The following is a 26655-nucleotide window of genomic DNA, read 5'->3' as shown; positions in this document are numbered from 1 at the left end:
TGACGGCGTTTTATAATTTAAGTTTATAGCATTTATCTACTGGTTGGTGTCTACGCAGCCAGGGAAATTTTACAACAAGTATTTTATCATCTTATCATGATTTTTACCGACACCCATACCCATTTATACTACGAACAAGATTTAGAGAAACAAGCACAATTAATGGAGCGTTGTTTTGAGAATAATGTAAACAGATTGTTTCTACCTAATGTGGATGTTGCTTCTATTTCGATGATCGATGAGCTGCTGCGCAAATATCCTGATAACTGCTTTGCCATGGCTGGATTGCACCCATGTGATGTGAAGGATGATTACCTAAACGTTCTGGACGAGATTTATCAAAGCATTGCTCCGCGTAATATATATGCGATAGGTGAAATAGGAATTGATTTGTATTGGGATAAAACTACTTTGGCCATTCAGCAAGATGCCTTTCATAAACAAATTGCATGGGCCAAAACACTGGAATTGCCCATTGTAATTCACTGCCGAGAAGCTTTTGATGAAGTGTTTGAAGTGTTGGAAAGTGAAAGAGATGAAAAATTAAGAGGAATTTTTCATTGTTTTACCGGAAATGTGGCGCAGGCAAAGCAAGCCATTGATTTAAACTTCTACCTGGGTATAGGAGGTGTGGTAACCTATAAAAAGGCCGGATTGGATGCCGTACTTTCTGAGATTCCTTTGGCTAACCTGGTTTTGGAAACAGATTCTCCTTACCTGGCACCAGTACCTTTCAGGGGAAAGCCCAATGAAAGCAGTTACCTGATTTATATCGCTCAAAAACTAGCTGATATTTACCAGAAGCCCATATCTGAGATTGCAGAAGTAACCACGGCAAATTCAATAAAAATTTTCGGGGTTTAATCGTTTTAGCACTGATTTATATTAAACAGAGTGAAAATAGTTCAATAGCTTATGGCGTTTCTTTGTCCTTAAATTAGCCAAATAGAAATCTTTTGCGTTCTTTTGCGCTGAGCAACTAACTTAGCCAAATGAATAAAATCCTTATTATTTATACCGGTGGTACAATCGGTATGGTAAATGATTCTAATGGGATCCTCGTTCCTTTTGATTTCGAGCAGATAAAAGATAATGTACCTGAATTAGGTCGTTTAAACTATCATTTGGATGTTCATTCATTTCATCCTGTTATCGATTCTTCTAATATGGATCCGATAATCTGGAAAACCTTAGCCGAATTAATTTACAGGAAATACGACTTGTATGATGGTTTTGTTATCCTGCATGGTTCGGATACCATGGCTTTTACAGCTTCTGCATTAAGCTTTATGTTAGAAAATCTGGCCAAGCCCGTTGTTTTAACAGGTTCGCAATTACCTATTGGTCAGATACGTACCGATGCAAAAGAAAATTTGATTACCGCTTTGGAAATTGCAGCAACGAAGGAAGATGGAAAGGCATTGGTACCAGAAGTTTGCATTTATTTCGATGCGCAGTTGTTTAGGGGAAACCGCTCTATTAAATACAATATCGAAAAATTTGAGGCCTTCCGCTCACCAAACTATCCGGTTCTGGCAGAGGCAGGGGTTCATCTTCAATTTTATAAAAATTATATTTTAAAGGCGCCAGATGGAAAGCTGAACCTGAGAACCAATTTTAACGCTAATATTGGTGTTTTAAAATTATATCCGGGCATTACCCCGCAAGCCGTTCAGGCCATTACCGATTCAAAAGTTGATGCCATCATTATGGAAACTTTTGGCTCAGGGAATACCACTACAGCAGAATGGTTTTTAGGCTGTTTAAAACAGGCTATAGACAATGGAAAAATCATCGTAGACATTTCACAGTGCAAAAAGGGATCAGTGCAGTTGGGTAGGTACGAAACGAGCCGCGAACTTCAAAAAATGGGAGTCTTAAGCGGTCATGATTTGACTTTTGAAGCTACAGTAACCAAATTAATGTTTGTAATGGGCTTAGGCTTACCAGTGAAAGAAAGTAGCAAGCTGATGGAAAAATCTATTCGTGGTGAGATGACACCAGATAACGTTTAGAAAAATCCTCCGAAGTGTTTTTTAAGTAAAACTTCTGCAATTATGACCTGTATCATTCGGGTTATCGCTATTTAGCCCTATTTTTGCTAATAGCTTATTCGTTATGCTGAACTGATATCGGTATCGATCTGGCTCGGAAATAATTCGGAGCTATAATGCTTAATAAACAATGAAAATAGAACAAATTTATACTGGTTGTCTGGCAGAAGCCGCCTATTATATTGAAAGTAATGGCGAAGCTGCAATTATTGATCCGCTTAGAGAAGTAGCAACCTACCTGAAAAAAGCAGAAAAGGCCGGTGCAGCTATAAAATATATCTTTGAAACCCATTTTCATGCTGATTTTGTTTCTGGTCATGTAGATTTGGCAGAAAAATCCGGTGCACAAATTGTATACGGTCCAACAGCAAAAACTGCATTTGAATCTTACATCGCAAAAGATGGTGAGCAATTTAAAATTGGCGATTTAACCATTACCGCTTTACACACGCCTGGCCATACCTTAGAATCTACCACTTATTTGTTAACTGATGAGCATGGCAAAGATCATTGCATATTCAGTGGTGATACCCTTTTTATTGGAGATGTTGGTCGCCCGGATTTAGCCCAAAAAGGCGATTTAACGATGGAAGACTTGGCAGGGATGCTTTACGACTCATTGAATAGCAAAATTAAACCTTTGGCTAATGATGTAATCGTTTACCCCGCCCATGGAGCAGGTTCTGCATGTGGTAAAAGCATGAGCAAGGAAACTTTTGATACCCTGGGACATCAAAAAGAAGTGAACTATGCCTTAAAAGCAGAAACAAAAGAACAGTTTATTAAAGAAGTAACGGATGGAATTATGCCTCCGCCTCAATATTTTGCCAAAAATGCAGCTATTAATAAAGGTGGTGTAGAAAGTATAGACGATGTTTTTGAAAAAGGACTGAACGCCTTAACACCACAGGCTTTTGAAGATACAGCCAATCAAACCGGAGCAATTTTGTTAGATACCCGGGATCCACAGATTTTTGCTAAAGGATTTATTCCGAATGCCATCAATATCGGTTTAAACGGGCAGTTTGCACCCTGGGTTGGCGCCTTAATTACCGATTTGCAGCAACCGATTTTATTAATTACTGAAGCAGGGAAGGAAGAAGAGACCATTACCCGTTTAACGCGCGTTGGTTATGATAACACTATTGGTTATCTGGAGGGTGGATTTGAAAGCTGGATCGCGACAGATAAAGAAATCGATACAATAGAATCCATTTCTGCCACAGCTTTTGAGACTGCCGCGAATGAAGGCGAAATAATTGCTCTTGATGTACGTAAGCCTGGTGAATATGAATCCGAGCATCTGGAATTTACACTTAGTCGCCCCTTAGATTATATCGATGATTGGATGTCGGAGATTAATCCGAAATCTACCTATTATATCCACTGTGCAGGTGGATATCGTTCAATGATTGCCGCTTCTATTTTAAAATCACGTGGAGTTGAAAATGTTATCGATGTGGCAGGTGGATATGGTGCTATTAAAAGCACAGGTTTAAAAAGAACTGATTTTGCTTGTCCAAGCAAAGCAATGAAAGCCTAACAGTAATTAATACGTCCCAAAACTGCATGTCAGAAAATCACAATCATTATGATGTTTTAATTATCGGGGCTGGCCCAATTGGGATGGCCTGTGCCATTGAAGCAAAAAAAGCTAATTTAAGCTATATCATCATCGAAAAGGGTGCGCTGGTAAACAGTCTTTTTAATTATCCGGTGTTTATGACTTTCTTCTCTACCTCACAAAGGTTGGAGATTGGGGGCGTTCCGTTTGTAACCATAAACCCAAAGCCAAACCGCAATGAGGCTGTAGAATATTATCGCCGCGTAGCCGGGAAGTTTGATTTGCATATCAATCTATTTGAAACCGTGAATCAGGTAACCAAAAATGGGGATTCTTTTGCGGTGAACACTTCTAAAACCGATTATACGGCCAAAAATGTAATTGTCGCAACAGGTTTTTATGATGTTCCACTTTTAATGAATGTTAAAGGAGAAGAGCTTCCAAAAGTAACCCATTATTATAAAGACCCGCATTTGTATGCTTTCCAAAATGTATTGGTTGTTGGAGCCAATAATTCAGGCGTTGATGCGGCTTTAGAAACTTACCGCAAGGGGGCAAATGTGACCATGGTTGTACGCAGTGCCGAGCTTGGTAAAAACGTTAAATACTGGGTTCGCCCTGATATCGAAAACCGGATTAAGGAAGGGGAAATTACTGCTTATTTTGATTCAGAGGTATTAGAAATAAAACCCAATGAGGTGATTGTTAAAACCCCGGCAGGGGTAAAAACGATTCCAAATGATTTTGTAATCGCGATGACAGGATATCAGCCTGACTTTAACATGCTCAGGAAATTTGGGATTGATTTGCCCGATAGCCTTTGTCCGGCGTACAATGATGAAACCATGGAAACCAATGTGAAGGGTTTGTATTTAGCAGGGGTAGTATGTGGTGGTATGGATACGCATAAGCTATTTATCGAAAACTCCAGGATTCACGCAGAGATGATCGTAAAGAATATTCTAGGTTAAGAGATTTGCGATTTTTGATTGACGAATTACGATTTTTCACTCACTGAGGTAGGGTATTGGGAGCTAAGTAATCTTATTAGAATTTGCCCATGCTTCCTTCATATTAACATTAGCCCTTGCGAGAGAAACACTATTAGGATGGAGTTAAGGCCTGGCGGTTGCAATTTGCTTCTGTCCAATGCCTTAAATTGGGGATTTACTTAGCTAGATATCTGAGTAATCTGTTGGATACAGGAATAAACTGATGTTCTTAGAAACGTTTTTTTGATATTCTGGCAAGGCCGAAAGCGTTTTCCATTGCGCATCTTTTCCAAAAGCTTCCCAATGCTTATTGCGATCCGCACGGTCGTTAAAGGTGGTCATGTACATCAGATTGGGCATGGTACTCCCGGCAACAACTTCTCCATAAAAAACTGCATTAAAGCCCAGGCGTTTAAAAAGCCCGATCTCATCGCCAGTATTGAACATGCGAATCTTATTGGCAGCCAGTTTTTCTGTCGGACTTTCATAGCTTCTCAATTCATATACCCGATCTTTTTTAGTTGTAGTTAGTACAGGTAAATTAGGTTCAGGACTTTTCTCGAAGGCATTTAAAAGAATCGTTTCTATTCTGCTATATGGAGGGTCGTTATGTGCTGCGGCAAGATATTCGGCTCCTGCCAATTGGTAGTCCTGATCTTTAACTAATTTAGCATCCAGCTCAAACCATGCATTTTTTGATGAAAATGGGATGAGTACATAAATCAGCTTCTCTCCTTGAGGTTTTGAGGCGTCGACAATGGGTTTGAAAACGCCAACACTTTCAATTCCTGCACGGTGTAAGGCCGGTAAATAAGCGGTGCTTAGATAATTATCTAATCTGTTCTCTTGTGCAGTAGTACTGAAATGGTAAATTTTAATTTGATAAAAATACCGTTTTGCCACTGAGTAAGCACTTAGCGGGGCTAAAACAACTGAGAAAATGAAAATTGAATATAAAAGGCGTTTACACATGGTGTGGATTGGCTAGGTACGGCTAATCTACTAAAAGGTTGATCGGTAAGGCTATGTCTAACCATTTTTTTACGTTCAATTAAGTGGGGAATAAAATAAACATAGGAAAATGTACATATTTTTCTGTTACACAAAAAAATGTTACAACAAAACATGTTACACATTTGTAACATGTTTTGTTGTGATCTCGAAAAAAGTTACAGAAAAAAACATCACAAAAGAAAAGTATTGTTTGTTTAAATCTATCAGTGGGTGCCACAGCGGCCGGAATAACTGAAAATAAGGTAACTCCAAATTTATTGATTCATAATTTTCAATGTTTCCTTCATAAATTTCTCAATAGCCTCTTCTACGCCAGGTAAATCTTTAGAAATAATATAAGAAGCTAAAATATGATTGCCGCCATTGGGTATGGCTACTTTTTGTTTTTGTACTGAGCCCAATTGGTTAAACATCTTTAACATGGCACTCACCCGTACTACCAGATCCTGCTCTAATTCATTCTTATAATAGTACAGCATAAGAACAGGTTGCTTAACCCTTTGAAAAAGTTTTCTGGTCATGGTACCCTCTACTAATTCCTGCAGTTGTACCAGCGATTCGATCCGGTAACTGGTGTACCAGTATTTTCTGAATTCTTCCGTACGGTCGTCGGTTTTACGTTGATCACTTTTTAAAACACGCCTGGCGATCTGCAAACCCCAGGGGTCGTTCAGCATCCAGGCCTTTTTGTCATTAATTTCAATATTGGGTGAAATCAGAATAAGACTGTGGATCTCGGGATAGTTAGCTGCAAGTTTCAGCGCCATGGTACCTCCGGTAGAACTACCCATTAGTATAACCCTTTTGCCTAGTTTCTGCCCGATAACGTAAGCCTCCTTGCAGCTTTCCCAAAGCATATCGGCAGTAAGGTACTGCATGGGGGCCAAAGATTCTAAGCCATGTTCGGCCAAACGTGGAAGATATAAATTAGCATTTAGCTTTTTTGCAAGGTTGAGGTGCACAGGATTGCCTTCATATTTGGAGGCAGAAAAGCCATGCAGATAAATGAGCGCATATTCGGTTTGCTGATGATTAGGATATGCCCAAACTATTTCTGCCTCATTGCCGGGCTTGATTTTGTATCCGCTTTCCTTTTGGTGTACATAATCTTCGAGCTCAGGCAATTCAGGAACCTGAGGAAGTTCCTCATTATAGACCGGCTTTTTAGGTTTAGGACCTAAAAGATAACCTACAACTAAACCAAAGGTAAGTGCCCAGAAAGCTTTGTAGCGTTTTTTCATCGATGTGACTATGATGGTTTAAATGTAAACTTTTGGCCGAAATAAAGCCAGATTTTTATGGAATATAATCTGCTGGTTGAGGGGAAATGGTAACCACTGGCTATGATTAGTAAACCTGATAGCGCCAGGTAGCCCGCAAGCACGAAGAATGAGGGCGAGGACTACAGGCAATAGCAGGACGAAAGCAGCTGATATATTCTGCCCGTTAATTTTCAATTCCTTATTAATACGGTGATAGATTATCTTTTTAAGGGAAATTAGTTTAAGTTTGCAATCAAAATTTTTCGACTTAATGCCGGGAATCGAACAGATAAAAAAACCTATTGCTGCTGATATTAAAGCGTTTGAGAAAACCTTTAAAGACTCTATGCACAGCGACGCTCCGTTGCTGGATAGGATTACCCACTATATTGTAAAACAAAAAGGGAAGCAAATGCGGCCCATGTTTGTATTTTTTGCTGCAAAATTGTGTGGTGGAATTACAGAATCCACACACAGAGGGGCAGCCCTGGTAGAGCTTTTGCATACGGCAACCTTAGTGCATGATGATGTGGTGGACAATGCTTATGAAAGACGTGGCTTTTTTTCCATCAATGCTTTGTGGAAGAATAAAATTGCAGTTTTAGTGGGCGATTATCTTTTAGCAAAGGGTTTGCTGCTTTCGGTAAACAATAATGAACACCGCTTGTTACAAATTGTATCAGAAGCAGTCAAACAGATGAGTGAGGGCGAACTTTTACAAGTAGAAAAAGTGAGACGGATGGATATTTCTGAGGAACTTTATTACGATGTAATCAGACAGAAAACGGCATCGCTGATTGCTTCTTGTTGTGCAGCAGGAGCGGCATCTTCGGGAGCAGATGATGCTACCATTGAAAAAATGCGTTTGTTTGGTGAAAAAGTAGGAATCGCTTTTCAGATAAAGGATGATACATTCGATTTTGGAACAGATGATGTAGGTAAGCCTCTTGGAATTGATATTAAAGAGAAAAAGGTAACTTTACCACTAATTTATGCCCTAAATAATGCTGAAAAACCCGAACGGAAACGAATTATCAATTTGGTGAAGAACCATCAGGATGATCCGGAGAAAATTCAGCAGATTATTGATTTTGTAAATGAAAAGAAAGGCGTTTATTACGCCAACCAGAAAATGCTGGCCTACCAACAGGAAGCCTTTGATATTCTTCATCAATTTGAACCTGGAGAAGCCAGGACCGGATTGGAAGAGCTTGTATTGTATACTACAGAAAGAAAAAAATAATGAGCAACGAATTACTATTCAGCATCGGTTTCCTATTGTTTATTGTACTTATTTTAGCCTTGGATTTGGGGCTTTTTAGTAAAAAAGAACATGTGGTGAGTTTAAAGCAAGCCGGTATTATGAGCTTGGTTATGGTAGGTCTTGCCATTGGTTTTTACTTTATTCTGCTTACAGAAGGACAACAGCTTCATGGCATTAAAGATTTTGCTCATCTTAAAGATATTGTGCTGAGGCATCAACACCACATTAAACTCATACCAGATGATTTTGAGCAAAGCTTAGCCATTTACAAGCAGAATTTAGGTTTAGAATTTCTAACCGGGTATGTGATTGAGTATGCGCTTTCTGTTGATAATATATTCGTTATTGTATTGATATTTTCTGCTTTTGCAGTTGAAGAGAAATATTATCACCGGGTTTTATTCTGGGGAATCTTAGGCGCAATTATTATGAGGTTCATCTTCATTTTTGTAGGGGCGGCCTTAATTACCAAATTTGCCTGGATCCTTTATCTTTTCGGTGCATTTTTAGTTTTTACCGGGGTAAAAATGTTTTTCAGCAAAGAAGGAGACGATAAAATTGATCCTGAAAACCACCCGGTAGTGAAGTGGGCTTCTAAAATTTTTGCCATTCACCCTAAATACGAAGGCAGGAATTTCTTTGTAAGAATCAATCATAAAAGAATGGTTACCCCTCTTTTTCTGGTATTGCTGATTGTAGAATTTACCGATTTGCTTTTTGCTGTAGATTCTATTCCGGCAATTTTTGCGGTAACCAAAGATCCTTATATTGTTTTCTTTTCTAATATTTTTGCCATTATGGGCTTGCGTTCAATGTTCTTCTTACTGGTAAACATTATTCACAAATTCCATTACCTTAAAACGGGATTAGCCTTTTTACTTACATTTATCGGAATTAAAATGCTGGGACATTCTTATCTGGAGAAGTGGGGCTTTACTACCGAGCATTCGTTAATTATTATTCTAAGTATTTTGGTCATTAGCGTTGTTGCTTCCCTGGCTTTTCCAAAAAAGAGAACCAGGGTACATAAATAGCAAGTCGTTGTCGAACTAAAATCTTCAGGAAATGCTTTGGAGAACGCAAAATATGCGTTACAGGGTGCTTCCTCAGCTTATTATTTGTAATTTCAGCGGATAAATTATTCCTATGAAGTACTTCTTTTCTGCTGCACTGTTCTTTTCTGTGCTTGGTGGTTACGCTCAAGACCAATTTTCTGGTGTTTTTAAACAAATTAATGCAGATGTGCAGCAAAACAGCAAAGCATATCAAACATTGAAGTATGAAACAGAAACAATTGGTCACCGTTTAACCGGATCCGCAAATGGCGCCAAAGCAGAGCAATATGCTTCTGATTTACTAAAATCTTATGGTTGTGCGGTTAAATTTCAGCCTTTTGAGGTAGAAAGCTGGAACAGAAAAAGTATCAGTGTGGAAATCGGTTCAACTAAAAATAGCCTCGGCAAGCTGAAAGCTGTTACATTGGCACACTCTCCGGTAAGTGCAAATGTAACCGCGGATATTGTGGATGCAGGCAATGGTTTGGAAGCAGATTATGAGGCCAAGCCAGGTCAGTTTAAGGGAAAGATTGCGTTGATTTATCTGGGGGTTTTACCCGGATCTGCTGAAGGAACAAAATCACTGCACCGTTCAGAAAAAACAGCAATAGCCACAAAGCATGGTGCTAAAGGTGTGATCATTATCAATACTGTTAAAGGCGGCGTTCTTTTAACCGGAACGGCCTCGGTTACGGGTAAGCTTATTCCAATTCCTGCGGTTTGCATTGGTTTAGAAGATGGAATGGCGCTGAAAGAAAAATTAAAATCAGGCATGCAGATCGCACACATTGCCATGACCAATTTCTCGGGAATAATCAAAGCCAGAAACGTAATTGCCACTTTCAAAGGTACTGAACTCCCTAAAGAAAAAATTGTGGTGGGCGGTCACCTGGACAGCTGGGATTTAGCGACAGGAGCAATTGACAATGGCATTGGTTCTTTTGCAATAATCGATATGGCCAGAACCTTTAAAAAATTAAATCTTAAAACTAAGCGCACTGTAGAATTTGTACTTTTTATGGGTGAGGAGCAGGGCTTATTAGGCTCCAAAGCTTACGTAGAACAAGCGAAGAAAGCAGGAATATTGAATGAAGTTAAGTTTATGCTCAATTATGACATGACGAACGACCCTAAGGGATTTTCCACTTCCAGAGCAGAAATGAAGGAATTATTTACCGCTTGGGGATCAGATATTGCCCAAATTGATACGGGATTCAAAAATTTGTTTAATGCAGGTGCAGGTTTACATAGCGATCACCAACCTTTTATGCTGGAAGGTATTCCAACAGGAGGGGGCTTTGGCGGTAAATTACCTAATAATTCCGGCCCTTTTTATCACTCGGATGGTGATTCATTCAACTTAGTTGATGAACAGGAGCTAAAAAATACAGTACGTTATAGCGCCATGCTTACTTACGCCCTGGCCAATACCTTAAAAATCCCTGTAGGGATACAAGGGAAGGCAGAACTGAAAGCATTCTTAGAAGCTCAGAATTTAAAAGAGCCTTTGATGATTGCCGGAGAATGGAGGTGGTAATTAATTATCCACTAATATAGCTTTCCAGTTGAGATATCGTTTGTTTTTGATCTTCTATTATAAATTTTACCACATCTCCGATAGAAACCATTCCTTTAACTTCACCGTTGGCAACTACAGGCAAGTGCCGGATGTGCTTTTCAGTCATGAGTTCCATACAAAAATCAATATTATCGGCCGGTGAGATGGTAATCGGATTAGGGGTCATGGCTTCTTTAATCAGCGTATCTTTGGAAGCTTTACCTTGTAGAATGATTTTGCGGGCATAATCACGTTCAGTAAAAATGCCTCTCAACTGATCGCTTTCCATTACCAGTACTGCACTGATATTTTTCTCGGTCATTACTTTCAGTGCATCTAAAACGGAGATGTTTTCAGAAACAGAAATCACCCTGCTGGGTTTGGTGTCGAGTAAATGTTTTACAATTTTCATAACATTCAAATTAGGTTACTGAAATTTACTAAATAATTGTCTGTAAATCAAAGTTTTGTTTCGGTTTGTTCGCGATGTGAAATGTTTTACCACACCTGTACACCATTACCAAGCAAACATTTGGCAATTCCGCTAAATTGGGGTTGGCTAATCTGTTTATTTCTTTTTCATGAAACCATTAAGGATTTAAGAACAGATTTACTCTTTTACCTCCCTGCCTGTCCCAACTCCAAACCCCCAACTCTCCACCCTAATCTTCCAACTCCATACTTCTTTTCTGTCATGCTGTCAGTAGGAATTTACAGGTTTGTTTACATTTTTTCAGTGTTTTGAGAGATTTAACTGACAAAAACCAATTGGCACAAGCATTGTTTAATAGGAGTAGAATTAAAATTAAAAAAGAAGAAATATATAATACAATGGGAAAAATTATTGGAATAGACTTAGGAACAACAAACTCTTGCGTAGCAGTAATGGAGGGTAACGAGCCTGTAGTTATTGCGAACAGTGAGGGTAAACGTACTACACCGTCTATTGTTGCTTTTGCAGAAAACGGTGAGCGTAAGGTTGGCGAGCCTGCTAAACGTCAGGCTATAACTAACCCAACCAAAACTATATACTCAATTAAACGCTTTATGGGTAACAGCTACGACGAAAGTTCGAAAGAAGCTGGTCGTGTACCATATAAAGTGGTTAAAGGTGATAACAACACTCCACGTGTTGAAATTGACGATAGAAAATATACACCTCAGGAAATTTCTGCAATGATTTTGCAGAAAATGAAGAAAACTGCTGAAGATTTCTTAGGTCAGGAAGTTACAGAAGCAGTAATTACTGTTCCTGCATATTTCAACGATGCACAACGTCAGGCAACTAAAGAAGCAGGTGAAATTGCTGGTTTATCAGTAAAACGTATCATTAACGAGCCTACTGCAGCTGCTTTAGCTTATGGTTTAGATAAAGCACACAAAGACATGAAAATTGTTGTGTTTGACTGTGGTGGTGGTACACATGACGTTTCTGTTCTAGAATTAGGTGATGGTGTTTTCGAAGTAAAATCTACTGATGGTGATACGCACTTAGGTGGTGATGACTTTGACCACGTAATCATTGATTGGTTAAACGCTGAATTCAAAGCTGAGAACAGCATGGATTTAAGTAAAGATCCAATGGCTTTACAACGTTTAAAAGAAGCTGCTGAGAAAGCTAAAATTGAGTTATCAAGCACTACTTCAACTGAGATTAACTTACCATATATTACAGCTGATGCCAGCGGCCCTAAACACTTGGTACGTACTTTAACCCGTGCTAAATTTGAGCAATTGGCTGATAGCTTAATTAAACGTACCATCGATCCTTGTAAATCTGCTTTGAAAAACGCCGGTTTAAGCACAAGTGATATTGATGAAATTATCTTAGTAGGTGGTTCAACTCGTATTCCTGCAATTCAGGATGCTGTTAAAGCTTTCTTTGGTAAAGAGCCTAGTAAAGGTGTTAACCCTGATGAGGTAGTAGCAATTGGTGCTGCCATTCAAGGTGGTGTATTAACTGGTGATGTAAAAGATGTATTGTTATTAGACGTTACGCCTTTATCATTAGGTATTGAAACAATGGGTGGTGTAATGACTAAATTAATCGAGTCTAACACAACTATCCCAACTAAAAAATCTGAAACTTTCTCAACTGCTGCCGATAATCAGCCATCAGTAGAGATCCACATTTTACAAGGTGAGCGTCCAATGGCTGCTCAAAACCGTACAATTGGACGTTTCATTTTAGATGGTATTCCACCAGCACCTCGTGGAGTTCCTCAGGTAGAGGTTGCTTTTGATATCGATGCTAACGGTATCTTACACGTAAGTGCTAAAGATAAAGCTACTGGTAAAGAGCAAAAAATCCGTATCGAAGCTTCTTCAGGTTTAACTGATGCTGAGATTAAGAAAATGAAAGAAGAAGCAGAAGCTAATGCTGCAGATGATGCAAAAGCAAAAGAAGAAGCTGATAAAATTAACGGAGCTGATGCTTTAATTTTCTCAACTGAGAAACAATTAAAAGAGTTTGGTGATAAATTATCTGCTGATAAAAAAGCGCCAATCGAAGCTGGTTTAGAGAAGTTAAAAGCGGCTCATTCAGCTCGTAACTTCGCAGATATCGATGCAGCTCAGGAAGAGTTACAAAACGCCTGGAATGCAGCTTCTGAAGAGATGTATAAAGCAGGTGAGCAGCCTCAGGGTGGTGCTGAACAACCACAGGCTGAAGCACAACCTCAAGGTGGTGATAATGTAACTGATGTTGACTTCGAAGAAGTGAAATAAGTTTAAATTATAAACGAATCCTTAATAAAAAAGCGTTCCTGATTCATTTCAGGGACGCTTTTTTTTGCACTATTATTTTTATGAGGTGGAATGGAATTCTCTGTATAAAAGCGACTAAATTAAATTTTCTTCAATAATGTCCTGCAATTCCTTTTCATTATGATACAGCTCCTGTAGCAGTTTGAATTGGTTTCTGGCCCTATCCAGGTTTTGCTGAGGGTATTGAATCGGATAGTAGGGGTTTCCATTTAGAAAGTCGGTTAGAAACCTCAATGCTTGCATGTAAACCATATATTTGCCTGAGAAAAGGATCAGTTCCTTTTCCGTTTCGGTAAGTATGGATTTCATTTCCGATAAATAGCCTTTGATGAGTGCTTCAAAATAAGATATTCTGATTTTAATTTTACTGAGATCTGTTTCATTCTCTGAAAAAGCGCAGGTGTAGGTACGGATCATGTCGCCTAAATCTGATAAGAATTTACCAGGCATTATGGTATCTAAATCGATAACACAAATTCCTTCATTGTTTTGCTTGTTCAACAACACATTGCTGATTTTTGTGTCATGATGCATAACCCGGTCTGGAAAGTCTTGTCGATGTTGGAAAGAATTGAAATATTCCAGAATATGCCGGTAATCAATTGCCCGTTCAATTTCTTCTTCAGCGGGTACTTTGAGCTTATGATCAGCTTTTTTTAGTGCTAAGGCAAATTGATCATAGCGTAGGCTGAGGTTATGGAAATCAGGAATTGTGGCATGCAGTTTATGCGCTTCAAATCCATCAAGCATGCGGCTAAGTTTACCAAACTGCCTGGCTGCTTCGTATGCCTGTTTTTCAGTCGTTAGTACATCAAGTGAAACGGTATTTGCAACAAAAGGCAGCATTCGCCAATATTCATTATCCAGGTGTACCATTTCTTCGTCTGAAGTGGTTTTAACTGGTTTTATGAAAAGATAATCAGGATGTTCTAAATGGAGGTAGGCTGCAATAAGCCTGAGATTATCAGCAATTAGCTGAGGTTGCCGAAATACTTCTGTATTAATATTTTGAAGAATGTACTGCCGGGTGGTAGCGGAAGATGAAATCAGGTAGGTTCGGTTAATTAAACCCGAACCTACCTGACTTATTTTTAAATGTTCTTTTTGGAGTCCGTAAGCTTTTAAGATATGGTCATCTAAGCTTAGTTCCATAATTTTTCGGGATATGCCCCGTTTTTGATCAATTGATCAATGCTGTCCTGAACAAAAGGCTTATCTTCTTTATATGTTACACCAAACCATTTGTTAGCTGTAGGAACCACTTTAAAGGTTGCTTGTCCTGTTTTTACTAAAGTTTCACCAATAAGCGGGATAAAAAATTCCGCTTTAGGTTTGTCTTTATTTTCGGCTGCAAACTTTACGAACAGTTCTTCTGTGATTGGGAAAACTGCAGGCGTAAAACCCCAGAAATTCATAGATACAGGAGTTTCATAATCTAATGGAAACTCTTCTCCATCTTCCTCATAGAAAATAGCACCATCTTTTGGGTATACCTTTGTACGCTCCACAATTTCAGTCAGGTTACCTGAAGCATCTACTTTACAAACGCCTCTGGACACTGCACCGAACTCAGAAAGTGTTTTTCCAATCTGATATCCTATAATTGAATAATTGCTGTCTGTAACATCCGTAGTTAAGAAATCGACCATTTTTTTGAACGCATCGAATCCATAATAGTCATCCGCATTAATTACGCAGAAAGGCTCCTTAATGGCGTTTCTGGCAGATAAAATTGCATGAGCTGTACCCCATGGTTTTTCTCTGTAGATTTCTTCTTCAATGCCGAACTGTGTTAAATCGAAATTCTGGAAAACATAGTCAGTTTCGATTCTACCATTTAACTTAGGTTCAAAAATGGCTTTGAAGTTCTCTACAAATTCTTCTTTGATGATAAAAACTACTTTACCAAAGCCAGCATTAATGGCATCATAAATAGAGTAATCGATAATGGTTTCGCCATTTGGGCCAAAGCCATCAATTTGTTTCATACTTCCGTAGCGGCTCGCCATCCCAGCGGCCAATATTAATAGGGTTGGTTTCATTAATTATAATTGATTTTATAGTATTCGCGCTGCTTTAGCACTGATTGGTAACGAGAACGTTGAGCGATTGCGAAATACATTTTGCGAAAATAGTAATTGAGTTGTGATTATTAATGTTATTATTAAAGTTAAAATCCAAATAGTCCGCCACCGCTTTTTGATCGTGTTTTCTTGCCGGTTAACATTCCGAATATTCCCCTAACAATTTCCTTGCCGATTTGTCTGGTTATGGTTGCACCCATTACTTGTTCAACCAAACTTTTTTCTCCAGGTTTAGGTTTGCTTTCTGCCTCAGCTTGTTTTTTTGCTTCTATTTCCTGCTTAGCTTCTTCTGCGGCCTGCGTTTGTTCATTTATACGTTTTGTTAAAATATCGTAGGCACTTTCAGGGTCTACAACATCTTTATATTTCGCGTACTTTTGGCTGCTATGCACCACACTTTCAAAATCAGCCGCTGTTAAAGGCCCCATAATGGCCCTTGGCGGTGTAAGCATTGTTGCTGAAACTTCGGTTGGTATACCTTTTTCATTGAGTACGGTAACCAGGGCCTGTCCGGTACCTAAAGATGTCAGGATTTGATCAATCTGATAAAACTCAGATTTCGGGTATGTATTTACTGTTTTTTTAAGTGCATCTACATCATTTGGTGTGAAAGCTCTGAGGGCATGCTGAACCCGGTTTCCGAGTTGCCCTAAAACGCTTTCAGGAACATCAGTCGGCGCTTGCGTACAAAAGAATACGCCAATTCCTTTAGATCGGATCAACCTGATGATGGTTTCTATTTGTTCTAAGAACGCCTTAGAAGAGTTCTTGAATAGTAAATGTGCCTCATCAAAGAAGAAAATCAGTTTAGGTTTATCCAGGTCGCCAACCTCTGGCATGGTATTAAATAGTTCAGCTAAAAGGCTTAATAGAAAAGTAGAGTACAGAACCGGCTGATTTTGAACATCAGCAATATTTAAAAGACTAATTACACCTTTGCCATCCACGCGTTCAAATAAATCTTCAATATCGAATGATTTTTCTCCGAACATACCACCTAAGCCCTGCTGCTCTATTGCAACTATTTTTCTTAAGATGGTACCTGAAGTTGCGGTTGAAATGGTGCCGTAACTGCTTTTAATTTCGGCAGCACCAGCTCCTTCAGAAAGGTAGGAAACCAATTTTTTCAGATCATTTAGATCAATAATAGGCATTTTGTTGTCGTCGGCATATTTAAAAATTACCGCCATAACTCCAGCCTGGGTATCATTTAAATCCAACACTTTGGATAACAATGTTGGTCCGAATTCTAAAACCGTTGCGCGCATTTGCGAGCCAAGTTTTCCGGATAAAGAATAAATCTCCAGTGGGAAACCAGCCGGTGTAAATGGTTTATTCAGTTGTTTTGCTCTTTCCTCAATTTTCGGATTGATAGCCCCTGGCTGATGTAAACCGGATAAATCTCCTTTAACATCAAGCATGAAAACCGGAACTCCTGCATCCGATAATTGTTCGGCTAAAAGCTGTAGGGTACGTGTTTTACCTGTTCCTGTAGCTCCGGCAATCAAACCATGCCTGTTCATCATTTTTAATGATAAGTTAACCTCTGCCTCGCTGTAAACCTGTCCGTCTAAAATTCCAGCACCTAGATAGATATAAGAGCCCGTGGGGGCGTAGGATGATTTTATTTTTTCGATAAATTTAGCAGAAGAATTACTCATACATCAGATATTTTATTCGCACAATTTAAGAAACTAATCTTAAAAGTAAAGTCTTTTTGTGTTAAGGGTTTAGAAATGTAAAACTCAGATCTTTAAAATTGTATACTGTAAGTGGATTTAGAAATTAATTGATTTTTTTATAATAGATTAATTCATTTTTAAGTGATGCAAGTTCATTTTGCATGTTTTCAATCTGTTCTAAAAGTGTAGCAACAGCATGAAGTCCCGCTACATTAATTTCTAAATCCTGCGCCAAACGGAGGTAGCGCTCCAGCTTAGCCAGCTCAGTCATATCAATAAAAATTGAGCTTTTAACGAGCTTGGTATGAATTAATCCTATTTCTTCTAGCGACTGGATAAATTGGATTTCTACCTTATGGTGTGTACAGACATCATTAACTGGAATTAATTTTGTTCCCATCAGATTATAGTTTAGAAAGTTTTTCAAACAGTTCTTTTTGATCGGCGTTAAGGTTTGTAGGTAACTTTACCTGCCATTTAACATACAAATCACCAAAATGATTTTCTTTTTTGTAAACCGGAAAGCCTTTGCCTTTTAAGCGAAGAGTGGTATCGGGTTGAGTTTCTGCAGGGATTTTTAATTTTACCTTTCCATTGAGTGTTTCTACAATTTTTTCACCACCTAAAATGGCCGTATATAAATCTATTTCCTCCTGAAGATAAATGTCGTTTCCCTTTCGTGTAAACTTAGGGTCTTCTGCAATATTAAAAGTGATATAAAGATCGCCTGGTGGGCCGTTGTTAGCGCCTGGAGCACCATATCCGGGTAGTTTGATCTTTTGCCCATTATCTACCCCTGCAGGAATAGTAATCCGTACCTGTTTGCCATTTACCGTTAAGGTTTGTTTGTGTGTGGTATAAGCATCAATAAGATTGAGGTTCAAACTGGCGTTGTAATCCTGTCCCTTAAACGGCGATCGTCCACTGCTTCTGGCTCCTCCACCAAACATGGAAGAAAAGAAGTCTGAAAAATCGCCATCTTCAAAGCCTCCGCTGTAACCCGAATATCCTCCGTTTCTACTTTGTGATTGATATCGACGCTGTTGTTCCTGCTGGGCATCTAGCTGATCGGCATGTTGCCAATCCTTACCATATTTGTCATATTTTTTTCGTTTCTCCGGATCACTTAAAACTTCATTGGCCTCATTAATCTGCTGAAACTTCTTGTTAGATTCTGCATTATTCGGATTAAGATCCGGATGATGTTTCCTCGCTAGTTTTCGATAGGCTTTTTTGATTTCCTCGGTACTGGCATCTTTTTTTAGTTCGAGAATTTTATAATAGTCTATGTAGTCCATAAATGCATAACAAATAATTAGCCTGAATGTTCAGGTTGAAAAATGTTAAAGGTAAGCTTTATAGAATCGGGTTTCAATAGCCTTATTATACTATTAATTAAATGCAAAATGCCTCCGATTGGAGGCATTTTTGTATTTAGACAGTAGAGAGATTACTTTTTATTTTTTACATATTTTTCAAGCCACTGATCTTCTTCCCACAAGGTGTGCAGAATATTTTCTTTACCGCGGTAACCATGCGCTTCGTAAGGTAAAAATACAAAACGGGTAGTTCCGCCTGCACCTTTTATGGCATTAAATAAACGCTCACTGTTGATTGGGAATGTACCTGGGTTATCATCAGAATCGCCATGGATTAATAAAATAGGTGTTTTAATTTTATCAGCATAGCTGAAAGGGCTCATTTCATAATACATTTGAGGAGCCTGCCAGTATGTGCGCTCTTCATTTTGGAAACCAAATGGTGTTAAGGTACGGTTATAAGCACCACTTCTGGCAATACCTGCGGCAAATAAATTGGTATGGGCCAACAGGTTAGCGGTCATAAACGCACCATAGCTATGGCCTCCAACAGCCATACGGTTTTTATCTCCAACACCTAAATCTGATAATTTGTTGATAGCTGCCTCAGCATTAAGCTTTAATTGTTCTACAAAGGTGTCGTTTGGTTTTTTACCATCTTTGGCAACAATTGGCATTTCAGCATTATCCAGGATGGCATAACCTCTGGTTACCCAATAAATTGGAGAGCCCCAGTTAATTGCTGTAAATTTATCTTTAGAGCCACGAATTTGCGCCGCATCTGCTGCAGAATTAAATTCTCTTGGATATGCCCAGATTAAAGTAGGCAGTGGTCCGTCTTTTTCTTTATTATAACCTTTTGGTAAATATAAATCGCCTGTTAAATCTACACCATCAGCTCTTTTATACGAGATTTTTTCTTTTGTAATCCCGTCTAAAGAAGGGTATGGATTACTGAAATTAGTTACTGGTCTGTCTGCAACACGTAATATCAGGTTTTTAATGTAGTAGTTAGGCACCAGTTTTTGACTTTCCTTGCGGGTAAGCAATACCAATTTGTCCGGATCAATTACGTCACTTACATATTCATAAGTTCCTTCAGCACTTCTCCATATAATCTCATTCTTTTTACTGCTGAGATCAAACTTAGCTAAAAATGGTAAATCTCCTTTTTCTGATGAGCCCACAGGGTTATTCATCAGCAACTTGGTACCATTATCCACCACATGTACTACCTGACGGCCGAATTTGTTTTTGGTAGTTACAGGAGTACCAGGGTTGCCATATGCATCGGTTTGGTTCCTGGTATAAAGTTCTTCAATATTTCCGGTTGTTGGATTGTAAACACTTACTTTATTGGTTTGCTTGCTTCTTAAACCTTCCATCACTAAGGCAAGTGTTGCATTGCCCCATTGAACACCACGATAGCGGGTTTGAGTTTTGAATAATTCTTTTTCCGATCCGGTAAAAGGTGCACTCAAAGCATATACTGCATCATGAAAGGGTACGTTTTTCTTAATTAATCCACTATCCAAAGGTTTGGCCCATACTACAGTAGCGGCTTCATCACTTCTCCAATCAAAGCCTCTTGGTATATTTTGTGTATTATCATAACCTGATGGGGTACCTTCAGCTGAAGGAAGTTCGGCTATTACTTTAACCGTTTTGCCTGCAAGGTCTGTAATGGTAACTGTAGAAGGAAAACCTCCAGCCGATACCAAATAAGAAAATGGCTTACGGATGGTTTCTATCATCATATAATTCTTATCTGGTGATAAGCTCACGGAAGAATAAATGGCTGGTTTACCTACTGGTGTTTCTATGCCACTGGTATTTTTTACCAATTGTGAAGTGCCGAAAAATTCGAATAATTGTTCATCAAATGGAGATTTAATTAAATCCTGAAAAGTTGCACTTGGTGCTGCCTTACCCAAATTCTGTTGAATGGTTGGACCCTTAGGCATTAAAGGTTTAGCAGGAGCGGCGCTTGCAGGTTTTGTTACTGTGCGGTAAATGATGGTATTATCGTTTAACCAGGTAAGACCGCTTCCCAAAACTACGTTTAAGTAGGCTTTGTTAATTTTGGTCGCTTTTTTAGTGGCAATATCGATGATGTACAAATCAACACCTTTTTGCGTGGTATTGGTAAAAGCAATTTTATTTTCTGCAGGATTCCATAATATATTGCCAGCATATAAAGGTGTTGGTAATCCTGTAACCGGAGAGGTTTGATTGCTTTTAATATTCTTTAAGCTGAAATTATTAATAAAATTCTGCCTGCTAGGCGAGTAGTTATTCGGATTTAACCTCAAACCTGCGATTCTATATTCTGGCATAGCCAGTTCTTCTACAGAAGGGTATGAATTGCGTTCGCTAAACAGTATCCACTCAGCCTTTCCATCAATGCTAACGCCTGGTGTAGGTTTTGCCAATAGTAAATCAGCAATTTCTTTGGGTGGAGTTTGGTAGCTAATAGCATCCTGAGCATTTACATGTAATGAAATGCAAGCGCCTGCTATTAGGAAATAGAGGTGTAGTCTTTTGATCATATTAAGTTAGTTAATAGTTCGTTTGAATATGAGTTAATACCAAAGATTGAAAAAAAAGGGCAGTTATTTATGTTAGTAACTGCTTATTTACTTAAGAATACAGCTGTTTAACAATGTCTGTTTGTTTGTGCCGTAGAATTGGCGATCATGATTTTGAGAATGTCTATGCTAACGTCGGAGAGTTTTTTGATATAGATACAACTTTTCGCGGCTTTGTACTTTCCAAATTTGGAGAGCAGCAAGGTCTTTTCCTCAAACTCTGTATCGAGATACAAGCTGATCGCAACTTTTCTGGGTGAAAATGCGGCGATGGGTGCATCTCCTTCTCTGCCACTATCATATTTGTAATGATAACGACCAAAGCCAACTATAGCTGGTCCCCACATTCGGGCTTTAAAACCCGTAACTTCCTCAAAAATATTTAAAAGCTCGTAACTGTCTTTTTTCATTGTTTCATTGGAAACAGTTTCTAGGAAATCGCTAACACTATTCTCGGTTTCCTGGGTTTTATTCTGTGCCATTTGCGCTGATTTGATTGTTTTAAGGTACAAAAAAATGTAATTCCGATCCGAATTTTTACCCGATCATTGATTTTAAAAGTACTTTGGTAGTTTTTTATGGTCTCCGAAAACAGCTGTTTTACAGTTTTTTGGGCTAAATTTTTGACATATGTCAAAAAATGCGCATATTTTATACAAAGTTATACTCTTTTACTTACATTCGTATTGTCAATCGTCCCTGATACAGATTTAATTATTTTTAGTCATCCCTTAAAAATAAATTAACTCTATGACACCACAAACACTTAAACAAGGAGAAATTCTCGAACGGTTAGTACGCCGTGACCGGATGGGCATTAGCGAACTTTCCAGAAAGCTTAATGTTAGCCGCAGAACCATTTACAATTGGTTTGGACAGGATCGTCTTAACCATGAAATCATTTGGCAGGTAGGAAACTTATTAGGCCAGGATTTATCAACCTCATTTCCTGATGCATTTCCAAAGCAAAATTTGGAGCAGGATAGTCAATCCGATGGAAAAATGGTAGGTACAGATGGTAACTCTGTGTATTTCTGGATGAACAAGTACATCCACTTGCTCGAAAAGTACAATGATTTATTAAGTGCGGAGGAACAGAAACTATTACTCGACCCAATTTCAAAAGATTTGCCGCTTCGAAACAAGAGGACAGAGACTTTTTTGTACCAGTAATTTGTTTAACCTGCTGAGACAGCAGCAACTTCTGAAAACTGTATTTTTAAAAAAGTAACTAATTTTTAAATCTACACTCCAACCTTGTGAAGTAGAACTTTGATCTTGATTAATGTGTCCCGTTAATAATTGAAAGAGTTGAAAGGTTCTGCTTCATTTTTTTCCCTTCTCTGCCAACATAAAAATAGCCACCCGAAAGCAGCTATTGGTTTAAAAGAATAATTCTTTTTATGGTGTGCCTGCCCTCCGCGGATATCCCGCTCACAGGACTTTTTGTATCTCTTTTTGTTGATAACAATTTAGGCATAAGTTGGTTTTGTTTCGCCTAAAAATTTTACACATCCTGTGGATAATGTTAATATCTTTTTGCCATAAAAGGTGCCTGTTGTAAGTTATAGGGCAAAATGCCCTCATCACCAGGTTTAAAGTGAAATAAGATAAACAAAAAGTCCCCGATTGTTTAGACCGGGGACCGAATTTTGAATGTCAGATGTTGAATGATTTGAATTAACAATCAAGTCATCTTAATAGCTAAATAATTGGGCAGTTCTCTATGAGCATTCTGGTATTTAACAATTGTAACCTAATTTTCCGCGTTCAGCTTTTCCTTGCGGTCAGTTAAATCCTTATAGTAAAAATACGCCCCAAAACCCAGGATCAAAATGATGTTACTGGGTTTTATACTATGGTCCAGCCAATATTCGAAAGGAGGTATCTCTCCATTAAAACTTTGCTTAATAGAGGGCCAGGAGTTCAGGGTAACGATAATCACTATCATCAGCAAGACCTTTAAAAGGGTGCTGAGTAAAATTTTACCATGAGGTATTCTTCCGTTATTTAGATCAGCCATAGCTTATTTGAATTCTCTGAAATCCTGTCCGTCTTTAATGTTCAATAGGCTTTCGTAAATCAAGCTGATTACATTATCTACGTCTTCTTTATGTACCATTTCTACGGTAGTGTGCATGTAACGTAATGGTAAGGAAATCAACGCAGAAGGTACGCCTCCGTTAGAATAAGCAAAAGCATCCGTATCGGTACCTGTAGACCGCGATGAAGCCTGACGTTGGAATGGAATGTTATTTTTTTCTGCTGTTTTAATTAACAATTTATTTAGGTTGGTTTGAACTGCAGGCGCATAAGAAACAACTGGTCCTTTACCTGCAAACAACTCACCCTGTGTGTTTTTGTTAATCATTGGCGTGGTAGTATCGTGTGTTACATCGGTAATGATAGCCACATGGGGTTTAATGCGTTGAGCAATCATCTCTGCACCTCTTAAACCAATTTCTTCCTGCACGGAGTTCACAATGTATAAGGCAAAAGGAAGTTTTTTCTTGTTCTCTTTTAGTAAACGCGCCACTTCTGCAATCATGAATCCACCTACACGGTTATCCAGTGCACGGCCAACGTAATAGCGATCGTTTAAAACCATAAACTCATCTTCGTAAGTAATTACACAACCTACGTGGATTCCTAACTGCTCTACTTCATCTTTAGAAGTACAGCCACAATCTAAGAAGATGTTTTTTAATTCGGGTGTTTGCTCCTTTTCTCCATGACGGGTATGGATTGCGGGCCAACCGAATACTGCTTTAACCAAGCCCTTTTCTGTATGGATATTTACACGTTTAGAAGGGGCAATCTGATGATCTGAACCTCCGTTACGAATCACATAGATTAAACCATCGGCTGTAATGTAATTTACGTACCATGAAATTTCATCTGCGTGCGCCTCGATAACCACTTTATATGGGGCTTTAGGATTGATTACTCCGACAGCTGTACCGTAATTATCAACGAAATGCTCGTCGATGTAAGGTTTTAAATAGTTTAACCAAAGTTTTTGCCCTTCCCACTCATAGCCGGTAGGAGCAGGGTTGTTGATATATTCTTCTAAAAACTGAAGCGATTTTTTAGTGACAACCGCCTGGTGCTTTTTCTTTTCTTCTTCTTTTTTCTTTGCCATATGTATTCAAATTGTTGAATGATTGGATGAGTGATTTAAACTGGCCTGATTCAATCATGCTCGTCCAAATTTTATATTTTTTTATTAACTCACCTGGTTTTGTTCCCCGGCTTCGTAATTTAAGATTAATTCCATAATTACAAAATCATAACCGTTTTTTAAAAAGGTGGTTTCTGTTTCATGAAAGCCAAATTTATGATAAAATTCTTTAGCATTCGCACGTGCATTGCACCATAGTCTGGTCGCTTTCTGAATTTTACAGAAATCTAATATATACGCCATTAACATGGTGCCATAACCTAATTTTTGTGCTTGTGGTAGAATGGCTAATTTTCTAAACTGATATTCTGTTCCATCTTGAAATAATGACACTACCCCTGTGAGTTTGTGATCGGCATATAAGCCAAAATGAATGCCTTCGAAATCATCTTTTAGTTTAACAATGTCGAAAGGCTGATCTGGGTACATCGTTTCATGCCTGATTCTCCAGGTTAGCGAAGGAAATATTTGTTCAATTTGGACTAAAGACATGTTTATAATAAATAGTTAAAGCCGATTTTAGCTAATAAAGATATTCGGTGGCGATTATAGTCAGTTTGATATGAGGGACCAATCATGAATTCGATATTGGTATGCTTCAATGTATTTCTTTGAAATCCCCATATGGGAGAGAAGGAACTAACATAATGCGTGGTATACAAATTATTAATCAGTATAGGTGCAATCAGGTCATATTCAAAACCGAAAAAGCTACCACTATTATTTGCGGTTGTTTTAGCAGTTTTTGCTCTTTCCTGCAAATTGTAGTACTTTTTAAATCCAATATAATAGATTGGAGCTAAATTTATGGCATGGCTAATCCGAAGTATATCGCTTGAATTGGGAGGTGATTGAGGAAAGAAGGGTACAACACTTTCTATCGCGAGCCCGAAATAGACTGTGGATGATTTTGTGATTTTCTGTTCCCGCTCCACACCAAGACCTATCAGATACAACTTGAACTTGTTCAGTGATCTAACTGTTATTGAACTGGTATTGATACTGTCTTGTGCACTTATTTTTGTGGAGAAAAATGTGCAGATTAAAATGAGGTAGAAAATTTGCAGAGCGTTTTTAGTAATCATAAGCTATTGGATTTTAGTAATATTTTGTTTTCGACCATAGTATAAATAAATTAAAATATTCAGAACGATAATTCCAGTTATTCCATAGCAGAAAAGATTCCAGCCTCCCTGACCCCATAGCCATAAGCCAAGAGCAGAGCCGCAGCTGGCTCCAATAAAGCTAACCGACATAAAAATTGTATTTAGCCTGTTTCTGGCTTCGGGAATTAAGGTGTAAATTTTGGTCTGATTAGTTACATGGATGGCTTGTTGGGCAATATCAATTAAAATAATGCCCGCTACAAATACAAAGAGATTAGCGCCGGTGAAATAAAACATAGCCATGCTAATGATTTGCATGATAAATCCAATCATCAGGTTTTTACGCGGATTATTACCATCACTCAACTTGCCAACCAGGGGGGCGGCTAAGGCGCCGGCAGCACCTGCAATGCCAAAGAGGCCGATTTGTAAGGTTTGAAAGTTAAAAGGTGGATTAGCTAAAAACAATACCATGGTTGTCCAGAATGCGCTGATAATGGCGAAAGCAAAGAAATTGATGAGTGAAGTTTCTCTTAGGGCGGGCTGCGATTTGATATAACCAAACATAGAGCCCATGAGCTGTTTGTAGGTACCTTTAAAGGCAGGCAAGCTTTTCGGAAAACGTTTAGCCATTAATAAAAGCAGTAAGGCACAGATTGCCGCCGCAATGTAATACATTGCTCTCCATCCCAGCCAAAAACCAATGCTTCCACTTACCGCACGTGAAGCAAGAATCCCTACTAATAAACCACTCATAATCATTCCGATATTGGCACCTCTATTCTCATCCGAACTTAAATTGGCCGCCAGAGGCAGGATAAGCTGGGGGACTATGGAACAGGCTCCAATCAATACCGATGCCATTTCGAGCAGCAGGAAAGTCTTAGATACGGCCGCAACCAATAATGCAATAATGGCCATCACAGTAATCACTAAAATTTGCTTTTTACGCTCAAACATATCACCCAGTGGAACCAGCAGGAATAAACCCAGGGCATATCCAATTTGTGTGAGATAAGTGATCCGGCCGGCATTGCTCTCGCTTAGCTGAAAATCATCGGCGATGAGGATAACCAGCGGCTGGCAGTAATAAATGTTAGCAACAATAAGGCCTGTACAAAAGGCCATAATGAGGATGTCTATTCGTTTTAACATAGGTTTGTAAG

General features: G+C 38.6%; 23 protein-coding genes. 9 read left to right on the top strand and 14 right to left on the bottom strand.

Translation table 11 applies throughout. The annotated features are described in order from the left end of the window. The first annotated feature begins 96 nt into the window (after positions 1-96). The 4 genes from ACQY77_RS08745 (at position 97) to ACQY77_RS08730 (ending at position 4589) form a co-directional block, all read left to right on the top strand. The gene (locus tag ACQY77_RS08745) at positions 97-864 is read left to right on the top strand and encodes a TatD family hydrolase (protein WP_421938358.1); all 768 of its coding nucleotides are present in this window, start codon (positions 97-99) and stop codon (positions 862-864) included. Positions 865-992: 128 nt separating this feature from the next. Next, on the top strand, positions 993-2015 hold the full coding sequence (locus tag ACQY77_RS08740; RefSeq protein ID WP_421938359.1) for an asparaginase: 1023 nt from the start codon (positions 993-995) through the stop codon (positions 2013-2015). Positions 2016-2184: 169 nt separating this feature from the next. Next, positions 2185-3597 (top strand): MBL fold metallo-hydrolase, encoded by a 1413-nt coding sequence (locus tag ACQY77_RS08735; protein ID WP_421938360.1) that lies wholly within the window; start codon positions 2185-2187, stop codon positions 3595-3597. Positions 3598-3623: 26 nt separating this feature from the next. Next, positions 3624-4589 (top strand): YpdA family putative bacillithiol disulfide reductase, encoded by a 966-nt coding sequence (locus ACQY77_RS08730; protein WP_421938361.1) that lies wholly within the window; start codon positions 3624-3626, stop codon positions 4587-4589. Positions 4590-4793: 204 nt separating this feature from the next. Here the strand turns inward: ACQY77_RS08730 and ACQY77_RS08725 are convergent, their stop codons facing one another. After that, the gene (locus ACQY77_RS08725) at positions 4794-5513 is read right to left on the bottom strand and encodes an NIPSNAP family protein (RefSeq protein WP_421938362.1); all 720 of its coding nucleotides are present in this window, start codon (positions 5511-5513) and stop codon (positions 4794-4796) included. Positions 5514-5878: 365 nt separating this feature from the next. After that, positions 5879-6865 carry an alpha/beta hydrolase gene (locus ACQY77_RS08720; RefSeq protein ID WP_421938363.1) on the bottom strand — a complete coding sequence of 329 codons (987 nt, stop codon included), beginning with the start codon at positions 6863-6865 and terminating at the stop codon, positions 5879-5881. Between the two features lie 292 nt (positions 6866-7157). Between ACQY77_RS08720 and ACQY77_RS08715 the strand changes: the two genes are divergently transcribed. The 3 genes from ACQY77_RS08715 (at position 7158) to ACQY77_RS08705 (ending at position 10742) form a co-directional block, all read left to right on the top strand. Next, positions 7158-8129, top strand: coding sequence for a polyprenyl synthetase family protein (locus ACQY77_RS08715; RefSeq protein WP_421938364.1), 972 nt, complete (start codon positions 7158-7160; stop codon positions 8127-8129). Further along, a complete protein-coding gene (locus ACQY77_RS08710; protein ID WP_421938365.1) occupies positions 8129-9184 on the top strand; it encodes a TerC/Alx family metal homeostasis membrane protein in 1056 nt (351 codons plus the stop codon). Before ACQY77_RS08715 ends, ACQY77_RS08710 begins: the two co-directional genes overlap by 1 nt. A gap of 112 nt (positions 9185-9296) precedes the next feature. After that, positions 9297-10742, top strand: a complete 1446-nt coding sequence (locus ACQY77_RS08705; protein WP_421938366.1) for a M20/M25/M40 family metallo-hydrolase — start codon at positions 9297-9299, stop codon at positions 10740-10742. 4 nt (positions 10743-10746) lie between these two features. Here the strand turns inward: ACQY77_RS08705 and ACQY77_RS08700 are convergent, their stop codons facing one another. Beyond that, the gene (locus ACQY77_RS08700; protein WP_421938367.1) at positions 10747-11175 is read right to left on the bottom strand and encodes a CBS domain-containing protein; all 429 of its coding nucleotides are present in this window, start codon (positions 11173-11175) and stop codon (positions 10747-10749) included. A 419-nt stretch (positions 11176-11594) separates the two neighbouring features. On the opposite strand from ACQY77_RS08700, the gene dnaK reads away from it, so the two are divergent. Beyond that, positions 11595-13490, top strand: coding sequence for a molecular chaperone DnaK (gene dnaK / locus ACQY77_RS08695; RefSeq protein WP_421938368.1), 1896 nt, complete (start codon positions 11595-11597; stop codon positions 13488-13490). 114 nt (positions 13491-13604) lie between these two features. On the opposite strand, the gene ACQY77_RS08690 is transcribed toward dnaK, so the two are convergent. From ACQY77_RS08690 to ACQY77_RS08660, 7 genes are all read right to left on the bottom strand, one after another. Further along, positions 13605-14681, bottom strand: a complete 1077-nt coding sequence (locus ACQY77_RS08690; RefSeq protein WP_421938369.1) for a phosphotransferase enzyme family protein — start codon at positions 14679-14681, stop codon at positions 13605-13607. Further along, entirely contained in the window at positions 14672-15571 is a 900-nt protein-coding gene (locus ACQY77_RS08685; RefSeq protein ID WP_421938370.1) for a nucleotidyltransferase family protein, read from the bottom strand. The genes ACQY77_RS08690 and ACQY77_RS08685 overlap by 10 nt, the downstream gene beginning before the upstream one ends. A 128-nt stretch (positions 15572-15699) precedes the next feature. Next, positions 15700-17274, bottom strand: coding sequence for a helicase HerA-like domain-containing protein (locus ACQY77_RS08680; RefSeq protein ID WP_421938371.1), 1575 nt, complete (start codon positions 17272-17274; stop codon positions 15700-15702). A gap of 124 nt (positions 17275-17398) precedes the next feature. Further along, positions 17399-17695 carry a chaperone modulator CbpM gene (locus ACQY77_RS08675; protein WP_421938372.1) on the bottom strand — a complete coding sequence of 99 codons (297 nt, stop codon included), beginning with the start codon at positions 17693-17695 and terminating at the stop codon, positions 17399-17401. A gap of 4 nt (positions 17696-17699) precedes the next feature. Then, on the bottom strand, positions 17700-18593 hold the full coding sequence (locus tag ACQY77_RS08670) for a DnaJ C-terminal domain-containing protein (protein WP_421938373.1): 894 nt from the start codon (positions 18591-18593) through the stop codon (positions 17700-17702). 152 nt (positions 18594-18745) lie between these two features. After that, complete coding sequence (locus tag ACQY77_RS08665; protein WP_421938374.1) at positions 18746-21163, bottom strand: prolyl oligopeptidase family serine peptidase; 2418 nt, start codon at positions 21161-21163, stop codon at positions 18746-18748. A 107-nt stretch (positions 21164-21270) separates the two neighbouring features. After that, complete coding sequence (locus tag ACQY77_RS08660) at positions 21271-21684, bottom strand: DUF1801 domain-containing protein (protein WP_421938375.1); 414 nt, start codon at positions 21682-21684, stop codon at positions 21271-21273. A 268-nt stretch (positions 21685-21952) separates the two neighbouring features. Between ACQY77_RS08660 and ACQY77_RS08655 the strand changes: the two genes are divergently transcribed. After that, positions 21953-22375, top strand: coding sequence for a hypothetical protein (locus ACQY77_RS08655; RefSeq protein WP_421938376.1), 423 nt, complete (start codon positions 21953-21955; stop codon positions 22373-22375). Positions 22376-23228: 853 nt separating this feature from the next. Here ACQY77_RS08655 and ACQY77_RS08650 read toward each other — a convergent pair. The 4 genes from ACQY77_RS08650 to ACQY77_RS08635 form a co-directional block, all read right to left on the bottom strand. Beyond that, a complete protein-coding gene (locus tag ACQY77_RS08650) occupies positions 23229-24344 on the bottom strand; it encodes a M42 family metallopeptidase (RefSeq protein WP_421938377.1) in 1116 nt (371 codons plus the stop codon). An 84-nt stretch (positions 24345-24428) separates the two neighbouring features. Continuing rightward, positions 24429-24875 carry a GNAT family N-acetyltransferase gene (locus ACQY77_RS08645; protein WP_421938378.1) on the bottom strand — a complete coding sequence of 149 codons (447 nt, stop codon included), beginning with the start codon at positions 24873-24875 and terminating at the stop codon, positions 24429-24431. Positions 24876-24877: 2 nt separating this feature from the next. Continuing rightward, a complete protein-coding gene (locus ACQY77_RS08640) occupies positions 24878-25468 on the bottom strand; it encodes a hypothetical protein (protein ID WP_421938379.1) in 591 nt (196 codons plus the stop codon). Between the two features lie 3 nt (positions 25469-25471). Beyond that, the gene (locus tag ACQY77_RS08635) at positions 25472-26644 is read right to left on the bottom strand and encodes an MFS transporter (protein WP_421938380.1); all 1173 of its coding nucleotides are present in this window, start codon (positions 26642-26644) and stop codon (positions 25472-25474) included. Positions 26645-26655: the final 11 nt, after the last annotated feature.

The organism is Pedobacter sp. (assembly GCF_965279535.1).
Classification (GTDB): domain Bacteria; phylum Bacteroidota; class Bacteroidia; order Sphingobacteriales; family Sphingobacteriaceae; genus Pedobacter.
The sequence above is the reverse complement of the archived record's forward strand: the minus strand, read 5'-3'. Positions and strand labels throughout refer to the sequence as shown.